The organism is Streptococcus oralis subsp. oralis, assembly GCF_002096595.1.
Classification (GTDB): domain Bacteria; phylum Bacillota; class Bacilli; order Lactobacillales; family Streptococcaceae; genus Streptococcus; species Streptococcus oralis_D.
This window is the reverse complement of sequence record NZ_NCUR01000008.1, coordinates 84,142-108,865: the sequence shown is the minus strand read 5'-3', so window position 1 is coordinate 108,865 and position 24,724 is coordinate 84,142. Positions and strand designations below refer to the sequence as shown.

General features: G+C 42.5%; 28 protein-coding genes and 1 pseudogene. 26 read left to right on the top strand and 3 right to left on the bottom strand.

Features of this window, described 5'->3' with window-relative positions:
- Positions 1 to 88 precede the first annotated feature (88 nt).
- The 6 genes from rpsO to B7714_RS01590 all read left to right on the top strand — a co-directional run bounded on the left by rpsO (position 89) and on the right by B7714_RS01590 (position 5,575).
- Positions 89 to 358, top strand: a complete 270-nt coding sequence (rpsO, locus tag B7714_RS01615) for a 30S ribosomal protein S15 (protein ID WP_001018251.1) — start codon at positions 89 to 91, stop codon at positions 356 to 358.
- An 870-nt stretch (positions 359 to 1,228) separates the two neighbouring features.
- Complete coding sequence (locus B7714_RS01610; protein ID WP_000531728.1) at positions 1,229 to 1,840, top strand: CadD family cadmium resistance transporter; 612 nt, start codon at positions 1,229 to 1,231, stop codon at positions 1,838 to 1,840.
- Between the two features lie 228 nt (positions 1,841 to 2,068).
- Complete coding sequence (locus B7714_RS01605) at positions 2,069 to 3,115, top strand: FecCD family ABC transporter permease (RefSeq protein ID WP_084859458.1); 1,047 nt, start codon at positions 2,069 to 2,071, stop codon at positions 3,113 to 3,115.
- Between the two features lies 1 nt (position 3,116).
- Positions 3,117 to 3,872, top strand: a complete 756-nt coding sequence (locus B7714_RS01600; protein ID WP_000364126.1) for an ABC transporter ATP-binding protein — start codon at positions 3,117 to 3,119, stop codon at positions 3,870 to 3,872.
- A 19-nt stretch (positions 3,873 to 3,891) separates the two neighbouring features.
- Positions 3,892 to 4,902 (top strand): ABC transporter substrate-binding protein, encoded by a 1,011-nt coding sequence (locus tag B7714_RS01595; protein ID WP_000753262.1) that lies wholly within the window; start codon positions 3,892 to 3,894, stop codon positions 4,900 to 4,902.
- The gene (locus tag B7714_RS01590) at positions 4,883 to 5,575 is read left to right on the top strand and encodes an alpha/beta hydrolase-fold protein (RefSeq protein ID WP_084859457.1); all 693 of its coding nucleotides are present in this window, start codon (positions 4,883 to 4,885) and stop codon (positions 5,573 to 5,575) included. The genes B7714_RS01595 and B7714_RS01590 overlap by 20 nt, the downstream gene beginning before the upstream one ends.
- A 42-nt stretch (positions 5,576 to 5,617) precedes the next feature.
- Here B7714_RS01590 and B7714_RS01585 read toward each other — a convergent pair whose 3' ends face one another.
- A complete protein-coding gene (locus B7714_RS01585) occupies positions 5,618 to 6,367 on the bottom strand; it encodes a lysophospholipid acyltransferase family protein (protein ID WP_084859456.1) in 750 nt (249 codons plus the stop codon).
- 132 nt (positions 6,368 to 6,499) lie between these two features.
- On the opposite strand from B7714_RS01585, the gene B7714_RS01580 reads away from it, so the two are divergent.
- The 8 genes and pseudogenes from B7714_RS01580 to B7714_RS10010 all read left to right on the top strand — a co-directional run.
- Positions 6,500 to 8,836 carry a cation-translocating P-type ATPase gene (locus tag B7714_RS01580; protein WP_084859538.1) on the top strand — a complete coding sequence of 779 codons (2,337 nt, stop codon included), beginning with the start codon at positions 6,500 to 6,502 and terminating at the stop codon, positions 8,834 to 8,836.
- A 101-nt stretch (positions 8,837 to 8,937) separates the two neighbouring features.
- Positions 8,938 to 9,615 carry a tRNA (adenine(22)-N(1))-methyltransferase gene (locus tag B7714_RS01575; RefSeq protein ID WP_084859455.1) on the top strand — a complete coding sequence of 226 codons (678 nt, stop codon included), beginning with the start codon at positions 8,938 to 8,940 and terminating at the stop codon, positions 9,613 to 9,615.
- Positions 9,602 to 10,399 carry a Nif3-like dinuclear metal center hexameric protein gene (locus tag B7714_RS01570; protein WP_084859454.1) on the top strand — a complete coding sequence of 266 codons (798 nt, stop codon included), beginning with the start codon at positions 9,602 to 9,604 and terminating at the stop codon, positions 10,397 to 10,399. Before B7714_RS01575 ends, B7714_RS01570 begins: the two co-directional genes overlap by 14 nt.
- A 16-nt stretch (positions 10,400 to 10,415) precedes the next feature.
- On the top strand, positions 10,416 to 11,519 hold the full coding sequence (locus tag B7714_RS01565; protein ID WP_084859453.1) for an NAD(P)/FAD-dependent oxidoreductase: 1,104 nt from the start codon (positions 10,416 to 10,418) through the stop codon (positions 11,517 to 11,519).
- 101 nt (positions 11,520 to 11,620) lie between these two features.
- A complete protein-coding gene (gene galE, locus B7714_RS01560; protein WP_084859452.1) occupies positions 11,621 to 12,640 on the top strand; it encodes a UDP-glucose 4-epimerase GalE in 1,020 nt (339 codons plus the stop codon).
- 1 nt (position 12,641) lies between these two features.
- A complete protein-coding gene (locus B7714_RS01555) occupies positions 12,642 to 13,586 on the top strand; it encodes a glycosyltransferase family 2 protein (protein WP_070683889.1) in 945 nt (314 codons plus the stop codon).
- Between the two features lie 174 nt (positions 13,587 to 13,760).
- A complete protein-coding gene (locus tag B7714_RS01550; RefSeq protein WP_070568480.1) occupies positions 13,761 to 14,405 on the top strand; it encodes a hypothetical protein in 645 nt (214 codons plus the stop codon).
- A gap of 38 nt (positions 14,406 to 14,443) precedes the next feature.
- Positions 14,444 to 14,546: pseudogene (locus tag B7714_RS10010) on the top strand (glycosyltransferase); the annotation flags it as partial.
- A 75-nt stretch (positions 14,547 to 14,621) separates the two neighbouring features.
- On the opposite strand, the gene B7714_RS01545 reads toward B7714_RS10010, so the two are convergent.
- Positions 14,622 to 14,825 (bottom strand): ferredoxin, encoded by a 204-nt coding sequence (locus tag B7714_RS01545; RefSeq protein ID WP_002874767.1) that lies wholly within the window; start codon positions 14,823 to 14,825, stop codon positions 14,622 to 14,624.
- 45 nt (positions 14,826 to 14,870) lie between these two features.
- On the opposite strand from B7714_RS01545, the gene B7714_RS01540 reads away from it, so the two are divergent.
- The 10 genes from B7714_RS01540 to whiA all read left to right on the top strand — a co-directional run bounded on the left by B7714_RS01540 (position 14,871) and on the right by whiA (position 21,930).
- Positions 14,871 to 15,377, top strand: a complete 507-nt coding sequence (locus B7714_RS01540) for an SAG1386/EF1546 family surface-associated protein (protein ID WP_000410186.1) — start codon at positions 14,871 to 14,873, stop codon at positions 15,375 to 15,377.
- Positions 15,378 to 15,386: 9 nt separating this feature from the next.
- Positions 15,387 to 16,061 (top strand): (d)CMP kinase, encoded by a 675-nt coding sequence (gene cmk, locus B7714_RS01535; RefSeq protein ID WP_000849413.1) that lies wholly within the window; start codon positions 15,387 to 15,389, stop codon positions 16,059 to 16,061.
- A 118-nt stretch (positions 16,062 to 16,179) separates the two neighbouring features.
- Complete coding sequence (locus tag B7714_RS01530) at positions 16,180 to 16,686, top strand: dihydrofolate reductase (protein WP_084859451.1); 507 nt, start codon at positions 16,180 to 16,182, stop codon at positions 16,684 to 16,686.
- Complete coding sequence (locus B7714_RS09885; protein ID WP_084859450.1) at positions 16,686 to 16,856, top strand: hypothetical protein; 171 nt, start codon at positions 16,686 to 16,688, stop codon at positions 16,854 to 16,856. Before B7714_RS01530 ends, B7714_RS09885 begins: the two co-directional genes overlap by 1 nt.
- 31 nt (positions 16,857 to 16,887) lie before the next feature.
- On the top strand, positions 16,888 to 18,120 hold the full coding sequence (gene clpX / locus B7714_RS01520) for an ATP-dependent Clp protease ATP-binding subunit ClpX (RefSeq protein WP_002874765.1): 1,233 nt from the start codon (positions 16,888 to 16,890) through the stop codon (positions 18,118 to 18,120).
- A gap of 8 nt (positions 18,121 to 18,128) precedes the next feature.
- Positions 18,129 to 18,716, top strand: coding sequence for a ribosome biogenesis GTP-binding protein YihA/YsxC (gene yihA / locus B7714_RS01515; protein WP_000405203.1), 588 nt, complete (start codon positions 18,129 to 18,131; stop codon positions 18,714 to 18,716).
- A 9-nt stretch (positions 18,717 to 18,725) separates the two neighbouring features.
- Positions 18,726 to 19,106, top strand: a complete 381-nt coding sequence (locus tag B7714_RS01510) for a RidA family protein (protein WP_001140420.1) — start codon at positions 18,726 to 18,728, stop codon at positions 19,104 to 19,106.
- Between the two features lie 51 nt (positions 19,107 to 19,157).
- Positions 19,158 to 20,048, top strand: a complete 891-nt coding sequence (gene rapZ, locus B7714_RS01505; RefSeq protein ID WP_084859449.1) for an RNase adapter RapZ — start codon at positions 19,158 to 19,160, stop codon at positions 20,046 to 20,048.
- Complete coding sequence (locus B7714_RS01500) at positions 20,045 to 21,022, top strand: YvcK family protein (protein WP_001231053.1); 978 nt, start codon at positions 20,045 to 20,047, stop codon at positions 21,020 to 21,022. Before rapZ ends, B7714_RS01500 begins: the two co-directional genes overlap by 4 nt.
- Complete coding sequence (gene whiA, locus B7714_RS01495) at positions 21,019 to 21,930, top strand: DNA-binding protein WhiA (RefSeq protein WP_000011295.1); 912 nt, start codon at positions 21,019 to 21,021, stop codon at positions 21,928 to 21,930. The genes B7714_RS01500 and whiA overlap by 4 nt, the downstream gene beginning before the upstream one ends.
- Positions 21,931 to 21,961: 31 nt before the next feature.
- On the opposite strand, the gene B7714_RS01490 is transcribed toward whiA, so the two are convergent.
- Positions 21,962 to 22,930, bottom strand: a complete 969-nt coding sequence (locus tag B7714_RS01490) for an NAD(P)/FAD-dependent oxidoreductase (RefSeq protein ID WP_084859448.1) — start codon at positions 22,928 to 22,930, stop codon at positions 21,962 to 21,964.
- 136 nt (positions 22,931 to 23,066) lie between these two features.
- Here B7714_RS01490 and cdaA point away from each other — a divergent pair, with 136 nt between their 5' ends.
- On the top strand, positions 23,067 to 23,924 hold the full coding sequence (cdaA, locus tag B7714_RS01480; protein ID WP_084859447.1) for a diadenylate cyclase CdaA: 858 nt from the start codon (positions 23,067 to 23,069) through the stop codon (positions 23,922 to 23,924).
- Positions 23,911 to 24,708, top strand: a complete 798-nt coding sequence (locus B7714_RS01475; RefSeq protein ID WP_001230929.1) for a CdaR family protein — start codon at positions 23,911 to 23,913, stop codon at positions 24,706 to 24,708. Before cdaA ends, B7714_RS01475 begins: the two co-directional genes overlap by 14 nt.
- Positions 24,709 to 24,724 lie beyond the last annotated feature (16 nt).

The window sequence follows — 24,724 nt, the reverse complement described above, 5'->3', positions numbered from 1 at the left end:
GAACTGTCGTAAAGACAAATAACTTCTTCTTGGTTACAGGCATGCCAACCTGTCACTCGGATGAAGCCAAATAAAAAGGAGAAACATCATGGCAATCTCAAAAGAGAAAAAAAATGAAATCATTGCACAATATGCACGTCACGAAGGTGATACAGGTTCAGTAGAGGTTCAAGTTGCTGTCCTTACTTGGGAAATCAACCACCTTAACGAACACATCAAACAACACAAAAAAGACCACGCTACTTACCGTGGATTGATGAAGAAAATCGGTCGCCGTCGTAACTTACTTGCATACTTGCGTAAAAACGACGTTAACCGTTACCGTGAGTTAATCAACTCTCTAGGACTTCGTCGTTAATCTGCTTTATTTTCCACTTACATTGCGTTGTCACCCTACCTCGATATACTAAAGTATTATCTTCGGTTACGGTTCCTAGCACTGTAAGGTAAAATAAACCAGATCATCTCCCTTCGGGGAGATTTTTTGTTTCACTAAAATTTTTATACAATCTTCGGTTCATCGCCTAGTCTATAAACGGTTTATCCGGCAAGAATCATGATGCTAAGGGCGTTAAAAATCCGTATGAAAATAGGGAAAGGAAACAGTGTTCGATGAACACAAGGAGTTTCATCTTTTTCACTAGGATTTTAGCCCGAGCTCAAATCAGCTCTCTGATATTCAGAGAGCTTTTTTATTGAGGTTTTATCGGTCATAATTTTGGAGACTACAAAAACGACCTTGGAGACCATCAGACGTATTGATAAGTTTTATCGGTCATAATTTTGGAGACTACAAAAACTTTCTGCGTTGGATGCGCCTTGGCGTTGTAGTTTTATCGGTCATAATTTTGGAGACTACAAAAACCTGTCGTTACTGTCAAAAACAACGCTGAGAGTTTTATCGGTCATAATTTTGGAGACTACAAAAACCTCAAATGGTATCAGCTAATGACACCATGAAGGTGCGCAGTTACTCGGCTTTTCAAGCCGAGTAACTGTCTGCAAGCCCCCTCGGAGAGTCCACACTTTACGAAGTAAAGTATAGTATGTTATACTTTACATGGAAGTAGTCACCGAATTCCAGTTAGAAATTACTTTGTAACTACGTTTTGAGGAGGAGTAAAATGCTTTCCTACGTTCGACATTACCCACTAGCGATAGCTAAATTAATGTGTCTGTGCTCTCCTAAAATCTGCTGATTTATTACTGACTAATACAGGAGGTTTTTATGGGACAGACAATCATATCTGCTATTGGTGTTTATATTTCCACCAGTATCGATTATTTAATTATTTTAATTATTTTATTTGCACAGCTATCACAGAATAAACAGAAATGGCATATTTATGCGGGGCAATATCTAGGAACAGGCTTACTTGTAGGGGCGAGTTTAGTTGCTGCTTATGTCGTTAATTTCGTGCCTGAAGAATGGATGGTTGGATTGCTTGGTTTAATCCCTATCTATTTAGGGATTCGCTTTGCAATTGTTGGAGAAGGTGAGGAAGAAGAGGAAGAAATTATTGAAAGATTAGAACAAAGCAAGGCAAATCAACTGTTTTGGACAGTTACATTGCTGACAATTGCGTCTGGCGGAGATAATTTAGGTATCTATATACCTTATTTTGCTTCGTTAGATTGGTCACAGACCCTCGTGGCGTTGCTTGTGTTTGTAATCGGCATAATTATCTTTTGCGAGATTAGTCGGATGTTATCCTCTATTCCGTTAATATTCGAGACAATTGAAAAATACGAGCGAATCATTGTGCCCATAGTATTCATTCTACTTGGACTATATATCATGTATGAAAATGGCACGATAGAGACTTTTCTGATCGTGTAGATTTTTTTTCACTAGGATTTTAGCCCGGGCTCAAATCAGCTCTCTAATTTTAGAGGGCTTTTTATGTTGTCACTTTACCTCGATATACCTAAGTATAATCTTCGGTTACGATTATTAGCACTGTAAGACCAACTATATTTATTTTTCTCATCTTGTTCCATTGTTGAAAATATGGTATACTTTTTATGAGAATTTTCTAAATTTTTAATTTTGTTTAAGGAGGTTTTCATGCTTTCCAAATTTTCTGGAAGCCGACAGAACGTACAATTTGTGTTACTTTTAGGTGTTTTGCTAGGTATTTTAGGGATTTCCCTCTTTCTAGCTGTTTCTATGGGGTCCGTTGCGATTGATCTAGGAGATACCTATCGGATTATTTTGAGCAGGTTGGGTTTTCCTCTTGAGACGGGAGAGGTTTCTAAGTCAACTCTTGCCATTGTATGGAACATGAGATTCCCCCGAGTATTGTTAGGTCTGATAGTAGGGGCTGGTCTTTCTATGTGTGGTAGCGTGATGCAGTCTACAGTGAACAATCCCATCGCTGAGCCCTATGTCTTAGGAATCTCTGCGGGTGCAACTCTAGGGGCAACCTTGAGCATCATTCTCGGTTTGAAAGTGATGATTAGTCTTGGAGCTTTTCTTGGAGCTATTTTGGCAACAATTGCTGTCCTCATCATTGCCTCTATGCAGGGAAGGATGACGACTTCTAGTCTGATCTTATCAGGAACGGTGGTCAATGCTCTCTTTCTGGCATTTTCCAACTTTATTATCTCTGTTGGCGCTAATGCTGACAGTGTGATGACCATTAAGTTTTGGACCATGGGATCGCTTGCCGGGACTACCTGGGCAGACTTGGTTCTGCCAACTATAGTAGTAGGATTGGCCTTTCTATTTTTCTCTACTCAGTATCGTGTTTTTAATGCGATGATGATGGGAGATGAGGCTGCTTTAACTTTGGGGATTCCCTTACGCTTTTATTGGTATCTTTATGTGACCATGGTGGCTGTGCTGACAGCTGTCTTAGTGGCAACCTGTGGGATTATTGGATTTGTTGGTTTGATTACTCCTCACTTAGCTCGAGGGTTAGTAGGAACGAATTACAGGAGACTTTTTCCCATTGCAACCTTGCTGGGTGCCCTCTTTGTCATCTGGGCAGATGTACTCTCTCGTGTCATTATTCCAAATGCTGAGCTGCCGATTGGTATTTTCACAGCCTTAGTGGGTGCTCCCTTCTTTATCTACATTGTTGGAGGTAGGCGAAGGGAGGTGAGGGCCTGATATGGACTTGATTTGTCAGGATGTCCACTTTGGACTAGGAGAGAAAAAAATCCTCAAAGGAGTTTCTCTTAAAGTTGAGGGGCATCAATTTCATACGATACTAGGGCCAAATGGAAGTGGAAAAACCAGCCTGCTTAAACTCCTCTATCGTCAGGAAAGGGCGGACAAAGGCTTGATAAGCCTAGATGGAAAACCGCTGGAGCATTGGTCACTTAAAGAAACAGCCAAGCAAATGGCAGTTGTCACCCAGTTTAATCAATTGCAGTTTGATTGTACAGTTGAGGAAATCGTCTTGCTGGGAAGAACGCCCCATCTCTCTTTTTTACAGAAGGAAAAGGAAAGGGATTATGCCCTTGTTCAAGATGCTCTCGTCAAGGTGGATATGCTTGAGAAGAAAACTCGTCTCTATTCGTCTCTTTCAGGTGGGGAGAAACAGCGAGTCTTATTAGCACGCGCCTTGGCGCAAGAACCGACTCTCTTGCTCCTAGACGAACCAACCAATCACCTGGATATCAAGTACCAGTTAGACTTGTTGGCCATTGTGAAGAATCTCAAGGTCAATGTTTTAGCTGTCCTACATGATATTCAACTTGCTTGTCGCTATTCGGATTATCTCTATCTGATGAAAGAGGGGGAAATCCTTTACCAAGGGACTCCAAAGGAGACCATCACCCCTGAGTCATTACAAACTGTATATGGAGTTCAAAGTCAGGTTACTTGGACTGAGGATCAGCAAGCCATGATTCACTATTTATAAGAATGAAAAGGAAAACAAAATGAAAAAAACACTAAGCATTTTACTCGTAACAGTAGCTACCCTAACCATGGCAGCTTGTGGTAACACTACTACAGAAAAAGCTACCACGCAGTCTAGCACAGAAACAAGTCAAAAGGCCAGCACAGAGACGACTTATCCGTTAACGGTTAAAACCTATGATGTTAAGGGAAATGAAGTCGAACAAGTCTTTGACAAGGCACCTGAAAAAGTTATCACCAACAATCTTTCAACCACTGAAATCTTGTTGGAGTTAGGCTTGAAGGATAAAATTGCTGGCATGCTCAACCCGGACAATGCTGTGACGGACAAATACAAGGACGCGATTGCGACCATTCCTCAAATTGGCGATAAAAAAACAGTCTCACAAGAGACAGTGCTTTCTTATGAGCCAGATGCGGTGATGGGTCGAAACATGATGTTTTCTGAAAAATCCTTGGGGACAGTTAGCACTTGGAATGAAAACAAAATCCCAGTCTATACGCAAAAAGCTTCTCTCTCAACGATTCAGCAAGATTTGGGAAATATTGTAGAAGATGTCAAAAATCTTGGAATGATTTTCAATGTTCAGGACAAGGCCAATGAATATGCAGCCCAATTACAAGCTAAAATTGACGCTGTTAAGAAAGCAAATCCAACAAGCCAAGGTGAAAAGAAAAAGGCTTTGATTATGGTTGCTTATAACGACGAAACCTTCGGCGCTTACAAGTCTGCTTTGCAAGAGAGCCTTCTAAATCAACTTGGTTATACAAATGTTGCAACGGGAACATCAGGCTTAACCTTGGAAAATCTCGTGTCAATGGATCCTGAGTTGATTATCTATGTAACCAGCGACCGTAATAAAAAATTGGATGCCAACGCAGTAGAGTTGATGAAGGCAAATGAAGTTTTGGAAAACGTTCCTGCAATTAAGAATCAAAAAATCATGACCATTTCTTACGATGAGTTGATGGACTATGGTCCAGCAGTGATTGATTCCCTTGAGAAAATCAATGACTTTATCAATAAATAATGAGTTTGATTGGGAAGGGATCCAAGTCAAGGTCAGCCTTCCTTCGACCTATGATCCCAATCAAACCTATCCAGTTATTCTCTTGAATGATGGAAACTTGGATTTTCTATCTTCCCTTTCAGAATCTGTGATTTTAGTGGGCTTGACCTCTAAAAATCGCCTAGATGACTACACGCCCTGGAAGGCATCTGCTCTGAGAGATGGAACTCAAGATTTTGGCGGTCAGGCAAATGCCTATCATGGTCGTTTATTTGGAGGTCTTTTAGACAAGTTGCGATCTCTTTATCATCTGGACGAAGATCGTCTTGCCTATGGAGGGTATTCATTAGGTGGTTTGGCGGCAGTTTACAGTCTTTTCAGCTTTGACAAGGTCTCCTGTGTCTTCTCAATCTGCGGTTCCTTTTGGTATCCTGATTTTGTTTCTTTCTGTAAGGAAGAAAAGCTGGAAAATCTGGACTGCTTGCTGTATTTACTAAATGGTCAAACAGAAGGAGCCAATCATACCAATCGCTTGGCTCAAGCACCAGTCTATACTGCGCAGATCCATACCAGTCTTCAGAAACACTATCCGACTAGTCAGTTTGTCTTTGATCCCTATGGGCATCATGAGCAAGTGGCTGAACGATTCCTAGCCTTTTCCAACTGGTTGGCCCAAAAATGGAAAATTGCATAAAAGAAATATCCCTTGGTAAAAGCCAAGGGATATTTGTATTTTTTAACCAAGAGACTCTCTCTTCTTATCTGGATTCCAGATAAAGCTTGCGATGAAGGTAAAGATAATCGTTAGGATACCAACAAGCACTGCAAGGATAAGGGCAGGGATGCGGACAAACCACCAGAGTGGGTTTGGTTTTTGATCATTGTGCCACTGCTTGGTTTCTTCGTCCAAACGTTGGAATTCTGCTTGGATACGGTCTGCAACCATTTCAATCCCTTCATCATTCATTTTCTTGACGTCTGAGATATCGATAGGATTTCCAAAGTTCATATCCACACGTTCACGGCTAACCAAACCTTTCAAGGTCATGGGACCAGTATAGGTAACTGGCATGATACGGACCTTAGCCATCTTGGCAATCAGAGCAACTCCGCCTTTGACATCTGTCGAGTGGCGACTCCCACTTGGGAACATGATGAGAGAGCGGTCACTTTTTTTGAGGACATTGATAGGGTATTTGATAGCAGAGGCGCTAGGATTTTCCCGGTTGATAGGAAAGGCGCCACACATACGGATCCACCAGCCAAAGATGCGGTTGTTAAACAGCTCTTTTTTGGCCATAAAGATGAACTGTTTTGGTTTGGTCGCAAAGGCCATGTAAACAGGATCCCACCAAGTACGATGAGGAGCGACGAGGATATAGTTTTCGTCTCGGCTAGGGATTTTATCAGTATTGTGATAGTGGGCATTGCCATTGATGGACCACAAGATCAGCATGACTAGTCCACGCAAATAAGTATAAAACATGAGATCTCCTTCGATTGTATTGCTTTTATTATTATACCTTATCGAAAGACTACTGGCAAACTTTTTCAGTTATCAGCCAACAGTTTTAGATGGGATTAGAATTCTTTTAAAAAAAATGATATGATAGAATTTATGGATAAAAATAAGATTATGGGATTAACCCAAAGAGAAGTCAAGGAAAGACAGGCTCAAGGTTTGGTCAATGACTTTACCGCTTCAGCCAGTACCAGTACTTGGCAAATCATCAAACGAAATGTTTTTACACTTTTTAACGCATTAAACTTTGTTATTGCCCTAGCGCTTGCCTTTGTGCAGGCTTGGAGCAATCTGGTCTTCTTTGCCGTTATCTGCTTTAACGCTTTTTCTGGGATTGTGACCGAGCTGCGGGCTAAACACATGGTGGACAAGCTCAATCTCATGACCAAGGAAAAAGTTAAAACCATTCGTGAGGGTCAAGAAGTTGCTCTCGATCCAGAAGAGTTGGTTCTAGGAGATGTCATTCGTCTGTCTGCTGGAGAGCAAATCCCTAGTGATGCTCTGGTTCTGGAAGGATTTGCGGAAGTCAATGAAGCCATGTTGACGGGTGAGAGTGATTTGGTGCAAAAAGAAGTGGATGCCTTGCTTTTATCAGGGAGTTTCCTAGCCAGTGGCGCAGTTTTGGCTCAAGTTCACCATGTCGGGGCAGACAACTATGCTGCCAAACTCATGCTGGAAGCTAAGACTGTGAAACCGATCAATTCCCGTATCATGAAATCGCTAGACAAGCTAGCTGGTTTTACTGGGAAGATTATTATTCCCTTTGGTCTAGCCCTCTTGCTAGAAGCCTTGATGTTAAAAGGTTTGCCCCTTAAGTCATCCGTTGTAAATTCATCGACTGCCCTTTTGGGAATGTTGCCCAAGGGAATTGCCCTTTTGACCATTACTTCGCTCTTGACTGCGGTGATTAAGCTGGGCTTGAAAAAGGTTTTAGTGCAGGAGATGTACTCTGTCGAGACCTTGGCGCGCGTGGATATGCTCTGTCTGGACAAGACGGGCACCATCACCCAAGGAAAGATGCAGGTGGAGGCGGTTCTTCCTCTGACGGAAACTTATGGTGAAGAGGCTATTACTAACATTCTGACTAGTTACATAGCTCATAGTGAGGATAAAAATCCAACAGCCCAAGCCATTCGCCAGCGTTTCCAAGGTCAAGTAGCCTATCCTATGCTCTCGAATCTTCCTTTCTCAAGCGACCGCAAGTGGGGAGCTATGGAGTTAGAAGGGCTAGGAACGGTTTTCTTAGGTGCGCCTGAGATGTTGTTGGACTCTGAAGTCCCAGAAGCTAGAGAGGCCCTAGAGAGAGGGTCACGTGTCTTGGTCTTGGCCCTTAGTCAGGAAAAACTAGATCATCACAAACCACAGAAACCGTCTGACATTCAAGCCCTGGCCTTGCTGGAAATCTTGGACCCGATTCGAGAAGGAGCAGCTGAGACGCTGGACTATCTCCGTTCCCAGGAAGTGGGCCTAAAGATTATCTCTGGCGACAATCCCGTTACAGTATCCAGCATTGCCCAGAAGGCTGGCTTTGTAGACTATCACAGCTATGTAGATTGCTCAAAAATCACGGATGAGGAATTGATTGCTATGGCTGAAGAGACAGCAATTTTTGGTCGTGTTTCCCCTCATCAAAAGAAACTCATCATCCAAACGCTGAAAAAAGCAGGGCATACAACGGCAATGACAGGGGATGGTGTCAATGATATCCTAGCTCTCCGCGAAGCAGATTGTTCGATCGTGATGGCTGAAGGAGATCCTGCGACTCGTCAGATTGCTAATCTGGTTCTCTTGAACTCTGACTTTAATGATGTTCCTGAGATTCTCTTTGAAGGTCGTCGTGTGGTCAATAACATCGCCCATATCGCACCGATTTTCTTGATAAAGACAATCTATTCCTTCTTGCTCGCTGTCATCTGTATCGCCAGTGCTCTTCTAGGACGGTCTGAGTGGATCTTGATTTTCCCCTTCATTCCAATCCAGATTACCATGATTGACCAATTCGTGGAAGGTTTCCCGCCATTCGTTCTGACTTTTGAGCGAAATATCAAGCCTGTTGAGCCAAACTTCCTCAGAAGATCCATGCTTCGCGCCCTACCAAGTGCCCTCATGGTCGTGTTTAGCGTTCTTTTTGTCAAAATCTTTGGAGCGAGTCAAGGTTGGTCTGAGTTAGAAATCTCAACCCTACTCTATTATCTCCTTGGTTCTATCGGTTTCTTATCTGTATTTAGAGCCTGCATGCCATTTACCCTCTGGCGTGTCCTCTTGGTTGTCTGGTCAGTAGGAGGCTTCCTAGCCACAGCTCATTTCCCAATGATCCAAAAATTGCTTGAAATTTCGACCTTAACTGGACAAACGTTACCTGTTTATGGGGCCATGATGCTGGTCTTTACGGTGATTTTCATTCTAACCAGTCGTTACCAAGCGAGAAAATAAAGAAAGACTGCAATCTGTGGATTGCGGTCTTTTTAGGTGCAAGATTGCTAGCTGAAATGTGGTATAATAAGAGGTAATAGAGTTTTGGAAAGTGAGAGAAGATGATTTCAAAGAGATTAGAATTGGTAGCTTCCTTTGTGCCACAAGGTGCTGTGTTACTAGATGTGGGGAGTGACCATGCTTATCTGCCAATCGAGTTAGTCGAGAGAGGACAAATCAAAAGCGCCATTGCAGGTGAGGTGGTGGAAGGCCCCTACCAGTCAGCGGTGAAAAATGTAGAGGCTCACTGTCTAAAGGAGAAAATCCAAGTCCGTTTAGCCAATGGCTTGACAGCCTTTGAAGAGGCAGACCAAGTGTCGGTTATCACCATTGCTGGTATGGGTGGTCGTTTGATTGCTACCATATTGCAAGAAGGTTTGGGCAAGTTAGCTAACGTAGAACGTTTAATCCTCCAGCCCAATAATCGTGAAGACGACTTGCGCATCTGGTTACAAGAGCACGGATTTCAGATTGTAGCAGAAAGCATCCTAGAAGAAGCCGGCAAGTTTTATGAAATTCTAGTAGTGGAAGCGGGACAAATGAAGCTATCAGCCAGTGATGTCCGTTTTGGACCTATCTTGTCCAAAGAAGTCAGCCCAGTCTTTATCAAAAAATGGCAAAAAGAAGCAGCTAAGTTAGAGGTTGCTCTTAGCCAAATCCCAGAAAAAAATATAGAAGAACGTCAAGTTCTAGCTCATAAAATTCAAGCCATTAAGGAGGTTCTCCATGCTAGCAAGTGAAGTAATCAGAGCTTATGAAGCCTTTTGTCCCCAGGAATTTTCCATGGAGGGAGACAGTCGTGGCCTGCAAATCGGTACTCTAGACAAGGAGATCCAAAGAGTCATGGTTGCCCTCGACATTCGTGAAGAGACGGTGGCAGAGGCTATTGAAAAGGGTGTGAACTTGATTATCGTTAAGCACGCGCCTATCTTTCGTCCTATTAAGGATCTGGTAGCCAGCCGTCCGCAAAATAAGATTTACATCGACCTGATTAAGCATGACATCGCAGTTTATGTCAGTCACACCAATATTGACATCGTTGAGAATGGTCTCAATGACTGGTTCTGCCAGATGCTAGGTATTGAGGAGACGACTTATCTCCAGGAAACAGGCCCAGGACGTGGGATTGGGCGGATTGGGAATATTCAGCCTCAGACTTTTGGGGAATTGGCCCAGCATGTCAAGCAAGTCTTTGGTCTAGATAGCCTTCGAATGGTGCATTATCAAGAAAGTGATTTGCAGAAGCCTATTTCAAGAGTGGCCATCTGTGGCGGTAGTGGTCAATCTTTCTATAAGGATGCTTTAGCTAAGGGGGCAGATGTCTACATTACTGGTGACATCTACTACCACACTGCCCAGGATATGTTGTCTGATGGCCTGTTGGCATTGGATCCAGGTCACTATATAGAAGTGCTTTTTGTGGAAAGAGTCGCAGCACTTCTTACTCAATGGAAGGAAGAGAAAGGCTGGGACATTGATATTTTACCTAGTCAAGCATCGACCAATCCTTTCCACCATATCTAGTTAGAAAGTGAAGACAATGAAAAAAGTTGCCATTATTGGAGCAGGGATTGTAGGGGCAACTGCTGCCTACTACCTTTCTAAAGAAAGTGACCTAGATGTGACCGTTTTTGACCATGGACAAGGTCAGGCTACCAAAGCAGCAGCGGGAATTATCAGTCCTTGGTTTTCCAAACGCCGTAATAAAGCCTGGTACAAGATGGCGCGCTTGGGAGCTGACTTTTATGTGGATTTGTTGGCTGATTTAGAAAAGTCTGGTCAGGAAATCGACTTTTACCAACGCTCAGGAGTTTTTCTCTTGAAAAAGGATGAATCCAAACTAGAAGAACTCTATCAACTAGCTCTTCAGCGTAGAGAAGAATCTCCCTTGATAGGTCAATTAGCCATTCTAGACCAAGCGTCTGCAAATGAATTATTCCCTGGTTTGCAGGGATTCGACCTCCTGCTCTATGCTTCTGGTGGAGCGAGAGTAGATGGCCACCTCTTAGTGACTCGTTTGCTAGAAGCCAGTCAAGTCAAGCTAGTCAAAGAAAAAGTGAGTCTGACACCTTTAGAATTCGGCTATCAGATTGGCGAAGAGGTCTTTGATCAGGTTATTCTAGCAACGGGAGCTTGGTTGAGGGACATTTTGGAACCTTTAGGATATGAGGTAGATGTTCGTCCCCAAAAAGGACAACTCCGAGATTATCAGATTTCCAAAGATATGGAATCTTACCCTGTTGTCATGCCAGAGGGGGAGTGGGATTTGATCCCTTTTGCAGGTGGGAAATTGTCCTTAGGCGCTACTCATGAAAATGATATGGGATTTGATTTGACGGTAGATGAAACCTTGCTCCAACAAATGGAGGAAGCAGTCTTGCCATCCTACCCAGCCTTGGCTGAAGCTACTATAAGAGGTGAGCGAGTAGGAATCCGTGCCTATACCAGTGATTTTTCGCCATTTTTTGGGCAAGTCCCAGGCTTAGCAGGTGTCTATGCGGCTAGTGGACTAGGTTCATCAGGTCTCACAACGGGTCCGATCATCGGTTACCATCTAGCCCAATTGGTCCAAGACAAGGAGTTGACCTTGGACCCTGAAAATTATCCCATTGCAAACTATGTCAAACGAGTAAAAAGAGAATAAGATTTTACTGAAATTTTAGCAGGTAGTTTAGGATGTCAAATGACATTCCCTATCAAAAATGATAAAATAAGAAAAAATAATCCGAGAATCGAGGAAGAAAGATGCAAGAAAAGATTTTGGTAACTGGTGGTGCTGGATTTATCGGAACCCACACTGTTATTGAGTTGATCCAAGCAGGTCATCAAGTGGTTGTGGTGGATAATCTTGTCAATAGCAATCGTAAAAGTTTAGAAGTTGTTGAAAGAATCACAGGAGTTGAGATTCCTTTTTATGAGGCAGATATCCGTGACACAGATACACTCAGAGATATTTTCAAGCAGGAAGAACCGACTGGTGTCATTCACTTTGCGGGTTTGAAGGCTGTTGGTGAATCAACACGTATCCCTCTTACCTACTATGATAACAATATCGCTGGAACTGTCAGCCTTCTAAAAGCCATGGAAGAAAATTACTGTAAGAACATCATCTTCAGTTCTTCGGCGACAGTTTACGGAGATCCTCATACAGTTCCAATCTTAGAAGATTTCCCACTTTCAGTGACCAATCCATACGGTCGTACCAAGCTCATGTTAGAGGAAATTTTGACGGATATCTACAAGGCAGACTCAGAATGGAATGTGGTCTTGCTGCGTTACTTCAACCCAATCGGAGCACATGAGAGCGGTGACTTGGGAGAAAATCCTAACGGAATTCCAAACAATCTCTTGCCTTATGTTTCACAAGTAGCAGTGGGCAAACTAGAACAAGTACAAGTTTTTGGAGATGATTACGATACAGAAGATGGAACCGGGGTTCGTGACTATATCCATGTTGTCGATTTAGCTAAAGGTCACGTTGCAGCTTTGAAAAAAATCCAAAAAGGTTCAGGTCTTAATGTTTATAACCTTGGAACAGGTAAAGGTTATTCCGTTCTTGAAATTATCCAAAATATGGAAAAAGCAGTGGGACGTCCTATTCCTTACCGCATCGTAGAACGCCGCCCAGGTGATATCGCTGCCTGCTACTCAGACCCAGCAAAAGCCAAAGCAGAGCTCGGATGGGAAGCAGAACTCGACATCACCCAAATGTGTGAAGACGCATGGCGTTGGCAAAGCAAGCATCCAAATGGATTTGAAGACTAAGATGATGATTTCAATCATTGTCCCTTGTTTAAACGAAGAGGAAGTACTTCCTCTTTTTTATCAGTCTGTGGAAGCTCTGCTTCCTGACTTGGGAGCAGATGTCGAATATGTCTTTGTAGACGATGGCTCAATCGATGGGACCCTGCAGCTTTTGAAGACCTATCGGGAGCAGAATCCTACGGTCCGTTATGTCTCATTCTCACGAAATTTTGGGAAAGAGGCAGCCTTATACGCAGGCTTGCAGCATGCAACTGGAGACTTGGTGGTCGTGATGGATGCAGACCTTCAGGATCCTCCTAGTATGCTACTTGAGATGAAAGCCTTACTAGACCAAAATGCAGATATAGACTGTGTTGGAACACGGAGAACTAGTCGGGAGGGAGAACCCTTTTTCCGCAGTTTCTGTGCTGACCTCTTTTACCGCCTCATGCAAAAAATTAGCCCAGTAGCTCTGCCCTCAGGTGTCCGTGATTTTCGCATGATGAGACGATCTGTGGTAGATGCTATTTTGACCCTGACCGAGTCCAATCGTTTTTCTAAAGGACTCTTTGCCTGGGTGGGTTTTAAAACGCACTATCTTGATTATCCAAACGTTGAACGACAGGCTGGCAAGACCAGTTGGAGTTTTAGACAACTCTTTTTCTACTCGATTGAAGGAATTCTTAACTTTTCAGATTTTCCCTTGAGTATAGCCTTTGTAGCGGGACTCCTATCTTGTTTTATTTCTTTTATGATGACTGTTTTTGTGGTGTTTCGGACCCTTATCTTGGGAAATCCGACATCTGGCTGGACCTCTCTGATGGCTGTCATTCTCTTTCTTGGAGGGATTCAACTCCTGACGATTGGGATTCTCGGTAAGTATATCAGTAAGATTTATCTAGAGACCAAAAAAAGACCACTCTATCTCGTCAAAGAAAAAAGTGATGGTAAGTCAAAACAAAGATAGAATTTATCTAGCGTAGTTACTTTTTGTTTTTATAATTCTTTTACTCCGGAATTTTGGTGGTTTTTGGTGGTCTTTAAAGTAACTAGGGATTTGATACGGTATAATGGATTTATGTAGGGATATTTACTGCAAAAGTGGAAACTTAAGAAATAAAAAAATTAGGAGGATTATTTTATGCTAAATAAAGAGGATTATACTGAAGAAATCGGGCTAATAGAGAACCAAAATTATGTAGAGGCTGAATTGTATCCTATAGTTGCTGATATAATTAAGCCCACTTTAAAAGATAGTTTATCAAAAAGATATGTTTTCGGAAGAAGAAAGAGTAATATGGGACAAATATATTATGGTCTAAGTAATTTTCCTGATATAGTTATTTTAGATAAGACTTATGAAAACAAATCCAGAAAAAGTATAAAAAATAAAGAATGGAAGAAACTTCGAGGGTGCGTGGAAGTTAAGAATTTAAAGTATCCTTTAATTACAGAGGAAAAAATCAAATCAACCTTATCGAACAGCTCTGAACATTTAACTAGAGAGATGGGACAACTTATTGGAGATCTTTTATGGTATAAAAAAGTAATTTATACAAATGGAATTGAATGGAGATTTCTAAGTTTAGATGACAGGGAAGAGATAGATAACACAATTATTGAAATGGTTAACAAAAGAATAGAATCAGAAAAAGAGGGAAATTCTTTTGATTGGTGGAAGAATATTAAAGATTTATCGTTCAGTTATACGGATATATGTTTATCCAAAGATTGTATACAAGAGTGGGACGAATTTGTTAAGAAAGTAAAGGAAATAGAATGGTAGGAGTCTATTCTCATTGAGAAATTTAGATTATAAGTTACAGTAAGATTTATCTAGAGACCAAAAAAAGACCACTCTATCTCGTCAAAGAAAAAAGTGACCTTTCTATTATTGAAGGAAAAAAATAACCAAAAAAGACTATAATTTTACCTAGAAATATGCTAAACTAATAAGTGTGGGAAAAATGAGAAAAAATCAATAACATTCATTCCCTGCTTCCTACGATGGATCTTTTAGAAGTGCACGTGTAGGACAATTTTTGATGGCCTCCAGAACATCGCTGGTCTCAGCGATTTCTCTTTGCAATTCAACTGGATCATCGTAAAATCGAACGATTCCATTATCATGGTAATCAAAGAGTTCAGAATAAGTTTGGCAAAGCCCGCAGGCGATGCACCGTTCGGGTATAAGTGTGACTTTCATATTTATATTGTAATAAGAAAATGTAAAAAAAACAAGGAGTAAGGTATGGAAAAAGAACCGTGGCAAGAAGATATTTACGAAAACAATGAGGAAGAAACAAGATCAGAGCGTCGACACCGGAAACAAAAAGGGAAAGGCGTTGTTGCGAATCGTGTCTTGACGGTTCTAGCCAGCCTCTTCTTTGTAATCGTTGTAGCGATGGTAGTTGTATTGATTTACCTATCAACCGGAGGAAGCAATCGTACTTCATCTTTGAAGGACTTCTATGATGCATCGTCTCCTTCTACAAGTGCAAGTTCTAAAGTGGAAGCATCATCATCTTCAAGTAGCAAGGTAGAGGAAACAGCTTCTTCTGAATCAACACCTTCAGAGAGCAGTTCGGAAGAACATACAGAGGGTGAAGGAACACTTACAGTACAGCCTGGAGAGGGAGAAGCAGCTCTTGCTCAACGTGCAGGGATTTCCATTGCCCAGCTAGAAGCCCTAAATCCTTCTCATATGTCATCTGGATCTTGGTTTGCCAACCCAGGTGATGTGATTAAGACAAGATAGGAGTCGGTCATGAAGACAATTCAAATTGCTATCGATGGTCCAGCTTCGAGTGGTAAGAGTACGGTCGCAAAGATTGTCGCTAAGGATTTTGGTTATACTTATCTCGATACAGGTGCTATGTACCGTGCTGCGACTTATATAGCGCTCAAACACCAGTTGAATGCAGGAAATGTAGACCAACTTCTTGAGCTTCTTAACCAACACCCCATTAGTTTTGGTCGTTCAGAAACAGGTGAGCAACTTGTTTTTGTAGGAGATGTTGATATTACGCATCCGATTCGTGAAAATGAAGTGACCAACAAGGTTTCAAGCATCGCTGCCATTCCTGAAGTGCGTGAAAAACTGGTTTCTCTCCAGCAAGAGATTGCTCAGCAAGGTGGTATCGTTATGGATGGGCGTGATATCGGGACAGTTGTTTTACCACAAGCTGAACTCAAGATTTTCTTAGTGGCTTCTGTTGAAGAAAGAGCAGAGCGTCGTTACAAGGAAAATATTGCCAAAGGCATTGAGACAGATTTGGAAACGTTGAAAGAAGAGATTGCTGCGCGTGACTACAAGGACAGTCATCGTGAAACCTCACCTCTCAAACAGGCTGAGGATGCAGTTTACCTTGACACAACTGGACTAAGTATCCAAGAAGTGGTTGAAAAAATCGAATCAGAAGCAAAAAAATATATGTCCTAAGGGCGAGAGGAGCAGGCTGAATGAAGCCTGCTCCTTTTCTCTCTTTTGCGCGCGTTTCAAAACAGTCTTTTTGGGAGAATTTTGATAAAATAGTAGTATCAATAAAAAGGACGGAAGCATGACAAAGAAAATCATAGCCATTTGGGCCCAAGATGAAAAAGGTGTGATTGGGAAAGAAAATCGTCTCCCTTGGCATTTGCCAGCAGAGTTGCAACATTTTAAGGAAACGACTTTAAATCATGCTATACTGATGGGACGAGTGACCTTTGATGGCATGGGACGTCGTCTGCTTCCAAAACGGCAAACCCTGATTTTAACGCGCAATAGCGAAAAAGTCATAGATGGGGCGCTCGTATTTCAAGATGTGGAGTCTGTTTTAGCGTGGTATCAGAGTCAGGAAAAAAATCTCTATATCATTGGCGGAAAGCAGATTTTTCAGGCTTTTGAGCCTTATTTAGATGAAATCATTGTGACACAGATTCATGCTCAGGTAGAGGGAGATACCTATTTCCCTGAGGAGTTTGACTTGTCTCGTTTTGAGACAGTAGCAAGCAAATCTTACACTCGAGATGAGAAAAACGACTATGATTTTACCATCGAATACCGAGATAGAAAGGAAGTCTAATGGAGCGCAATATATTTGGATTTTTTACAGCTTTTTTGTGTGTAATCTGTATTTTGACTGGAGCACAGGCTTTTCGTAAGAAGCGCTATGGACTGTCTGCCTTACTCTGGTTGAATGCTTTTACCAATCTGGTCAACAGTGTCCACGCTTTTTATATGACCTTATTTTAGATAGAATGATAAATTAGAATGGAAGGAAATCATGCCTACAAATAGGAAAAATGATATGATGGTTTATTGCTCATTTTGTGGCAAAAGCCAAGAAGAAGTAAAGAAAATAATCGCTGGGAATAACGCCTTTATCTGTAATGAATGTGTGGAGTTGGCCCAGGAAATCATTCGGGAGGAGTTGGCCGAGGAAGTCTTGGCAGACTTGTCTGAAGTACCAAAACCAATCGAACTCCTCAATATCTTGAACCACTATGTTATCGGTCAAGATCGTGCCAAACGTGCCTTGGCAGTGGCTGTATACAATCACTACAAACGCATTAATTTCCACGATACGCGTGAAGAGTCTGAAGATGTGGATTTGCAGAAGTCAAATATCCTGATGATTGGTCCAACTGGTTCAGGGAAAACTTTCTTGGCTCAGACTTTGGCTAAGAGCTTGAACGTGCCTTTTGCTATTGCAGATGCGACAGCTCTGACTGAGGCTGGGTATGTGGGTGAGGACGTGGAAAATATCCTCCTCAAACTCTTGCAGGCTGCTGACTTTAACATCGAACGTGCAGAGCGTGGGATTATCTACGTGGATGAAATTGACAAGATTGCCAAGAAGAGCGAGAATGTGTCTATCACACGTGACGTTTCTGGTGAAGGTGTGCAACAAGCCCTTCTCAAGATTATCGAGGGAACCGTTGCTAGCGTGCCGCCTCAAGGTGGACGCAAACATCCACAACAAGAGATGATTCAGGTGGATACTAAAAATATCCTCTTTATCGTAGGTGGTGCTTTTGATGGCATCGAAGAAATCGTTAAACAACGTTTAGGTGAAAAAGTTATCGGTTTCGGCCAAAATAACAAGGCAATTGACGAAAACAGCTCCTACATGCAAGAAATCATCGCAGAAGACATTCAAAAATTTGGGATTATTCCTGAGTTGATTGGACGCTTGCCTGTCTTTGCTGCTCTTGAGCAATTGACGGTCGATGACTTGGTTCGCATCTTGAAAGAGCCAAGAAATGCCTTGGTGAAACAATACCAAACCTTGCTTTCTTATGATGATGTTGAGTTGGAATTTGACGACGAAGCTCTTCAGGAAATCGCCAATAAGGCTATTGAACGCAAAACTGGTGCGCGTGGTCTTCGCTCAATCATCGAAGAAACCATGCTAGACGTTATGTTTGAAGTGCCAAGTCAAGAAAATGTGAAATTGGTCCGCATCACCAAAGAAGCTGTCGATGGAACGGAAAAACCAATCCTAGAAACAGCCTAGAGGTGACTATGGAAATCAATACACACAATGCTGAAATCCTGCTCAGTGCGGCAAACAAGTCCCACTATCCGCAGGATGAACTGCCAGAGATCGCCCTTGCAGGCCGTTCAAATGTCGGTAAATCTAGCTTTATCAACACCATGCTCAACCGCAAGAATCTTGCCCGTACATCAGGGAAACCTGGGAAGACCCAGTTACTCAACTTCTTCAACATTGATGACAAGATGCGTTTTGTGGATGTACCAGGTTATGGCTATGCCCGCGTTTCCAAAAAGGAACGTGAAAAGTGGGGGCGCATGATTGAGGAGTACCTAACGACTCGGGAAAATCTCCGTGCAGTTGTTAGTTTGGTGGATCTCCGCCACGACCCGTCAGCAGATGATGTGCAGATGTACGAATTTCTCAAGTATTATGAGATTCCGGTTATCATCGTTGCGACCAAGGCGGACAAGATTCCTCGTGGTAAGTGGAACAAGCACGAATCAGCAATCAAAAAGAAATTAAACTTTGACCCAAGTGACGACTTCATCCTCTTTTCATCTGTCAGCAAGGCAGGGATGGATCAGGCTTGGGACGCAATATTAGAAAAATTGTGAGGGAAAGAAATGGCAAAAACAATTCATACAGACAAGGCTCCAAAAGCAATCGGACCTTATGTTCAAGGAAAAATCGTTGGTAATCTTTTGTTTGCTAGCGGTCAAGTTCCCCTATCTCCTGAAACTGGAGAAATTGTAGGAGAAACGATCCAAGAACAGACAGAACAAGTTTTGAAAAATATCGGTGCTATTTTGGCTGAAGCAGGAACAGACTTTGACCATGTTGTCAAAACAACTTGCTTCTTGAGCGATATGAATGACTTTGTTCCTTTTAACGAGGTTTACCAGACTGCCTTTAAAGAGGAATTTCCAGCTCGTTCAGCTGTAGAGGTTGCACGTCTTCCTCGTGATGTAAAAGTCGAAATTGAAGTGATCGCAGAGATTGGATAAGCTAGTTGAAGTTTGGCTCTGCCAAACTTTTTTTGATATAAGGAGAGATAGATGACAAAGAAACAACTTCACCTGGTAATTGTGACAGGGATGAGTGGTGCAGGGAAAACGGTAGCCATTCAGTCCTTCGAGGATTTGGGATATTTCACTATTGACAATATGCCACCAGCCCTCTTGCCAAAGTTTTTGCAGTTGGTAGAGACCAAGGATGATGACCATAAGTTAGCTCTGGTGGTGGATATGCGGAGCCGTTCCTTCTTTTCAGAGATTCAGGCTGTTTTGGATGAATTGGAAAACCAAGACGATTTGGACTTCAAAATTCTCTTTTTAGACGCAGCAGATAAGGAATTGGTGGCACGCTATAAGGAAACTAGAAGAAGTCACCCTCTAGCTGCTGATGGTCGGATTTTAGATGGCATCAAGCTGGAACGTGAACTCCTAGCACCTTTGAAAAACATGAGTCAAAATGTGGTGGATACGACAGAACTCACTCCTCGTGAACTTCGTAAAACCATTGCAGAGCAATTTTCAGACCAAGAACAAGCCCAGTCTTTTCGTATCGAAGTCATGTCTTTTGGATTCAAGTATGGTATCCCAATAGATGCAGACTTGGTCTTTGATGTCCGTTTCTTACCAAACCCATACTACCTCCCTGAACTCCGTAATCAGACAGGTGAGGATCAAGCAGTTTATGACTATGTGATGCATCATGAAGAGTCTGAAAATTTCTATCAGCACTTACTCGCCTTGATTGAGCCCATTTTGCCAAGTTACAAAAAAGAAGGCAAGTCTGTTTTAACCATTGCAGTAGGATGTACAGGTGGACAACACCGTAGTGTTGCCTTTGCCAAACGCATAGCTGAGGACCTTGCTAAAAACTGGTCTGTCAATGAAAGCCATCGTGACAAAGACAGAAGAAAGGAAACGGTAAACCGTTCATGAGAAAACCAAAGATAACGGTAATTGGTGGAGGAACAGGTATCCCCGTCATTTTGAAAAGCTTGCGAGAAAAGGATGTTGATATCGCAGCCATCGTAACGGTAGCTGATGATGGCGGCTCTTCTGGTGAACTAAGAAAGAATATCCAACAGCTGACACCACCAGGAGATCTTCGCAATGTCCTGGTAGCCATGTCGGATATGCCTAAATTTTATGAGAAGGTTTTTCAGTACCGCTTTTCAGAAGACGCTGGTGCTTTTGCAGGTCATCCTCTAGGAAATATCATTATAGCAGGGCTTTCTGAAATGCAAGGGTCCACTTATAATGCCATGCAGCTGCTAAGTCTCTTTTTCCACACAACAGGAAAAATCTACCCCTCAAGCGATCAGCCTTTGACACTGCATGCAGTCTTTAAAGACGGTTCTGAGGTGGCAGGTGAGAGCCACATTGCAGATCATCCCGGCATGATCGACCATGTCTATGTGACCAATACCTTGGATGATGAAACGCCCCAAGCCAGCCGTCGAGTGGTCAATACTATCCTAGAGAGTGATATGATCGTCTTGGGGCCTGGTTCCCTCTTTACATCGATTTTGCCCAATATTGTCATTGAGGAGATTGGGCAGGCTCTCTTGGAGACTAAGGCTGAGATTGCCTATGTCTGCAATATCATGACCCAGCGTGGGGAAACAGAGCACTTTTCAGACAGTGACCACGTGGAAGTCCTCCATCGACACTTAGGTAGGCCATTTATTGATACGGTCTTGGTTAATATCGAGAAGGTTCCTAGAGAATACATGGATACCAACCGTTTTGATGAATATTTGGTTCAGGTAGAGCATGATTTTGCTGGTCTTTGCAAGCAGGTCCCTCGTGTGATTTCATCCAACTTCCTTCGTTTGGAAAATGGAGGAGCCTTCCATGATGGCGATTTGATTGTAGATGAATTGATGCGCATTATACAGGTGAGAAAATGAGTTTTACAGTTGCAGTAAAAGAGGAAATTCTTGGTCAACACCATCTCAGTCGTTATGAACTATCGGCCATTATCAAGATGTCTGGCAGTATCGGTCTATCTAGTTCGGGCTTGACCTTGTCAGTCGTAACTGAAAATGCTAAGTTAGCTCGGCACCTTTATGAGTCCTTTCTCCATTTTTATGAGATCAAGTCAGAAATTCGTCACCATCAGAGAAGCAATCTTCGCAAGAATCGTGTCTATACGGTCTATACAGATGAGAGGGTGCAGGAGCTTTTAGCTGATTTGCGACTTGCGGATTCCTTCTTTGGTTTGGAGACGGGTATTGATCCCGATATCTTAGCAGATGAAGAGGCTGGTCGTGCTTACTTATGTGGGGCCTTTCTGGCAAATGGTAGCATCCGAGATCCGGAGTCTGGCAAGTACCAGTTGGAGATCAGTTCTGTATATCTGGACCACGCCCATGGACTAGCCTCTCTCCTTCAGCAGTTTTTGTTGGATGCCAAGGTTATTGAGCGAAAGAAAGGTGCAGTTACCTATCTCCAGCGTGCAGAGGACATCATGGATTTCTTGATCGTGATTGGGGCTATGCAGGCGCGTGATAACTTTGAGCGCGTCAAGATTTTGCGTGAAACTCGTAACGATCTCAATCGAGCCAATAATGCCGAGACAGCTAATATCGCTCGGACAGTTTCTGCCAGCATGAAGACTATCAATAATATCAGTAAAATCAAAGATAGAATGGGTTTGGAAAATTTACCAGTGGATTTGCAGGAGGTGGCTCGCTTACGGATCCAGCACCCAGACTACTCTATCCAGCAGTTGGCGGATAGCCTGAGCAATCCCCTGACCAAAAGTGGTGTCAACCACAGACTCAGAAAAATAAACAAGATTGCAGATGAACTATAAAACCACGAATCGTTGATCCGTGGTTCTTTTATTATAAACTGGTCGAGTGTTTGGGTTGTACTTTTTGGTCAGGGTCAATGTAGTTAATGGCATTGTTAACAGCTGTTGGAGCTTCACCCAGTCCTGTCGCAATCAAATCAATCTTACCTTCATAGTAGCAGCAGTCGCCGATAGCATAGATACCTGCTTGGCTGGATTCTTGTTTGCTATTGACGATAATCTTGTGACGGTTGAGATCCAGACCCCAATTTTTAAGATTGCCAACAGATGATTTGAAACCATAGTTGACAAAGAGGTGGTCTACTTCGATAGTTTCGGTTTCATCTGATTTGACTTTGGTGATTTCTAGTTTATCGAGTGTTTTTCCATCTCCGATAAGTTGGCTAGGAACGAACGGTGTCTTGATGGTCACAGATGATTCTTGCAAGGCTTGCACACTATGTTCCAAGGCGCGGAAATTATCTCTGCGGTGAACAAGGGTAGTTGGGGAAATCTTTTCAAAAGCCAGAGCCCAGTCTACTGCTGAGTCCCCACCACCAAGGATGGTCACTTTCTTACCAGCGTATTGCTGGATGTTGGAAACGTGGCAGTGGATATTTTCATAATTCTCGACGTCATCTAGTTCGAGCGGACGCGGTTTAAAGGCGCCACCACCCATGGCAATGATAACTGTTTTGGTCAGGTGACTTCCCTTATTAGTTGTGATGGTAAATCCTTGATCTTGTTTCTCGATTTCAAGAACAGTTTCGTTGAGGTGAACAGGTGTTTCAAAGCCGTTTAGCTGTTCAATCAAGCGATTGGTCAACTCTTCCCCGGTTAAGTTTGGGAAACCTGGCACATCAAGGATTTGCTTTTCAGGGTAGAGGATGGCGGGCTGGCCACCTAGCTGGGGAAGGGAGTCGATGATTTGGACTTTGGCTTGGCGTAGGTGGGCGTAAAAGGCAGCAAAGAGCCCAACAGGACCGCCACCTACAATAGTAATATCATAGAGTTGAGACATGATTTCTCCTTTGTTTTTTCTAGTCAGTTTATTTTATCATATTTTTGCTTAATTTAAAATGAGGTAGGATAGGGAAAAAATGGGCAAAAAATGGTATAATAGTACAGAAAGTGTTTTGACAGGGAGGAGGCCAGGGATGAATTTTCAACCATTATCCAATTGGCAATACTGGACGAGTTTGTTTTCAAGTCCTTGGACTATAGTCATCAATCTGATTGATATTCTCATTGTGACTTATATTTTATATCATTTTACCAAAGCGATTGCAGGGACCAAAATCATGATATTGGTGCGGGGTGTTCTGGTCTTTATTTTAGGTCAGATTCTGTCCAATATGATTGGTTTGACGACCATTTCCTGGTTGATCAATCAGATCATCACTTATGGGGTTATCGCAGCGGTAGTTATCTTTTCACCAGAGATTCGGACTGGTTTGGAACGATTGGGCCGGGCTACTGATTTCTTCTACAATGCCCCTATTAGTGCGGAAGAGCAAATGGTTCGTGCCTTTGTTAAATCAGTCGAGTACATGAGCCCCCGTAAAATTGGTGCTCTGGTAGCGGTACAGCGCGTGAGAACCTTGCAGGAATATATCTCAACTGGAATTCCTCTAGATGCTAAAATTTCCTCTGAGTTATTGATTAATATCTTTATCCCCAATACTCCCTTGCATGATGGTGCGGTCATTGTCAGAGAAGATCGGATTGCCGTAACTTCAGCCTACCTACCCTTGACTGAAAATACAGGAATTTCCAAGGAGTTTGGGACACGTCACAGGGCAGCGATTGGTTTGTCGGAAGTATCAGATGCTCTTACCTTTGTGGTTTCAGAAGAAACCGGTGGAATCTCAATCACCTATAATGGAGTCTTTAAGCATGATTTGACCTTGGAAGAATTTGAATCGGAGTTAAGAAGAATCTTGCTTCCAGCATCAGAGGAAAAACAAGGTTTGAAAGAGCGTTTGCTAGGAGGATTGAAACATGAGAAAAAATAGTCTTTATATTATTTCTTCCTTCTTTTTCGCCTGCATCCTCTTTATCTATGCGACTTCAACAAACTATCAGAATAGCAATAGTGCTAGACAGGTGCGGACAGAAACCTATACCAATACGGTTCTTAATGTCCCAATCGATATTCAGTATGACAGTGCTCAGTACTTTATCAGTGGTTTTACATCTGAAGTGACCGTCTTTCTGACTGGGTCAAACAGAGTTGCTTTGGCGAGTGAGATGCAGGAAAGCACTCGGAAATTCAAGGTCAAAGCTGACTTAACCAATGCCAGTGTAGGAACCATCGAAGTTCCTCTAACCATTGAAAATTTACCGAGTGGTTTGACCGCTGTTGCAACACCGCAAAAGATAACAGTCAAGGTTGGTAAAAAAGCAAAACGAGATAATGTAATTGTTGTGCCAGAGATTGATCCTAGCCAGATTGATTCTCGTGTGAAAATTGATACAGTCACTGTGTCAGATGAAAAAGTAACAGTTATTAGTGACGAGGAAACTCTCTCTAGAGTAGATCGTGTCATTGCCATCTTGCCAACGAGTGAACGGATAACAGGTAACTATTCAGCCTCTGTTCCACTACAAGCAGTTGATAAAAATGGGAATGTCCTACCAAGCGTCATTATGCCATTTGACACTACAATGAAAATTACAACCAAAACAGTATCGTCTAGCTCGAGTTCTTCGTCAACGACCTCGTCAACGGGCTCTTCAACCAGCAGCTCGTCTTCAACGAGTTCAGAAACGAAACCAGACTCGTCTAAACAGGACTAAATAAAATAGTAGAAAA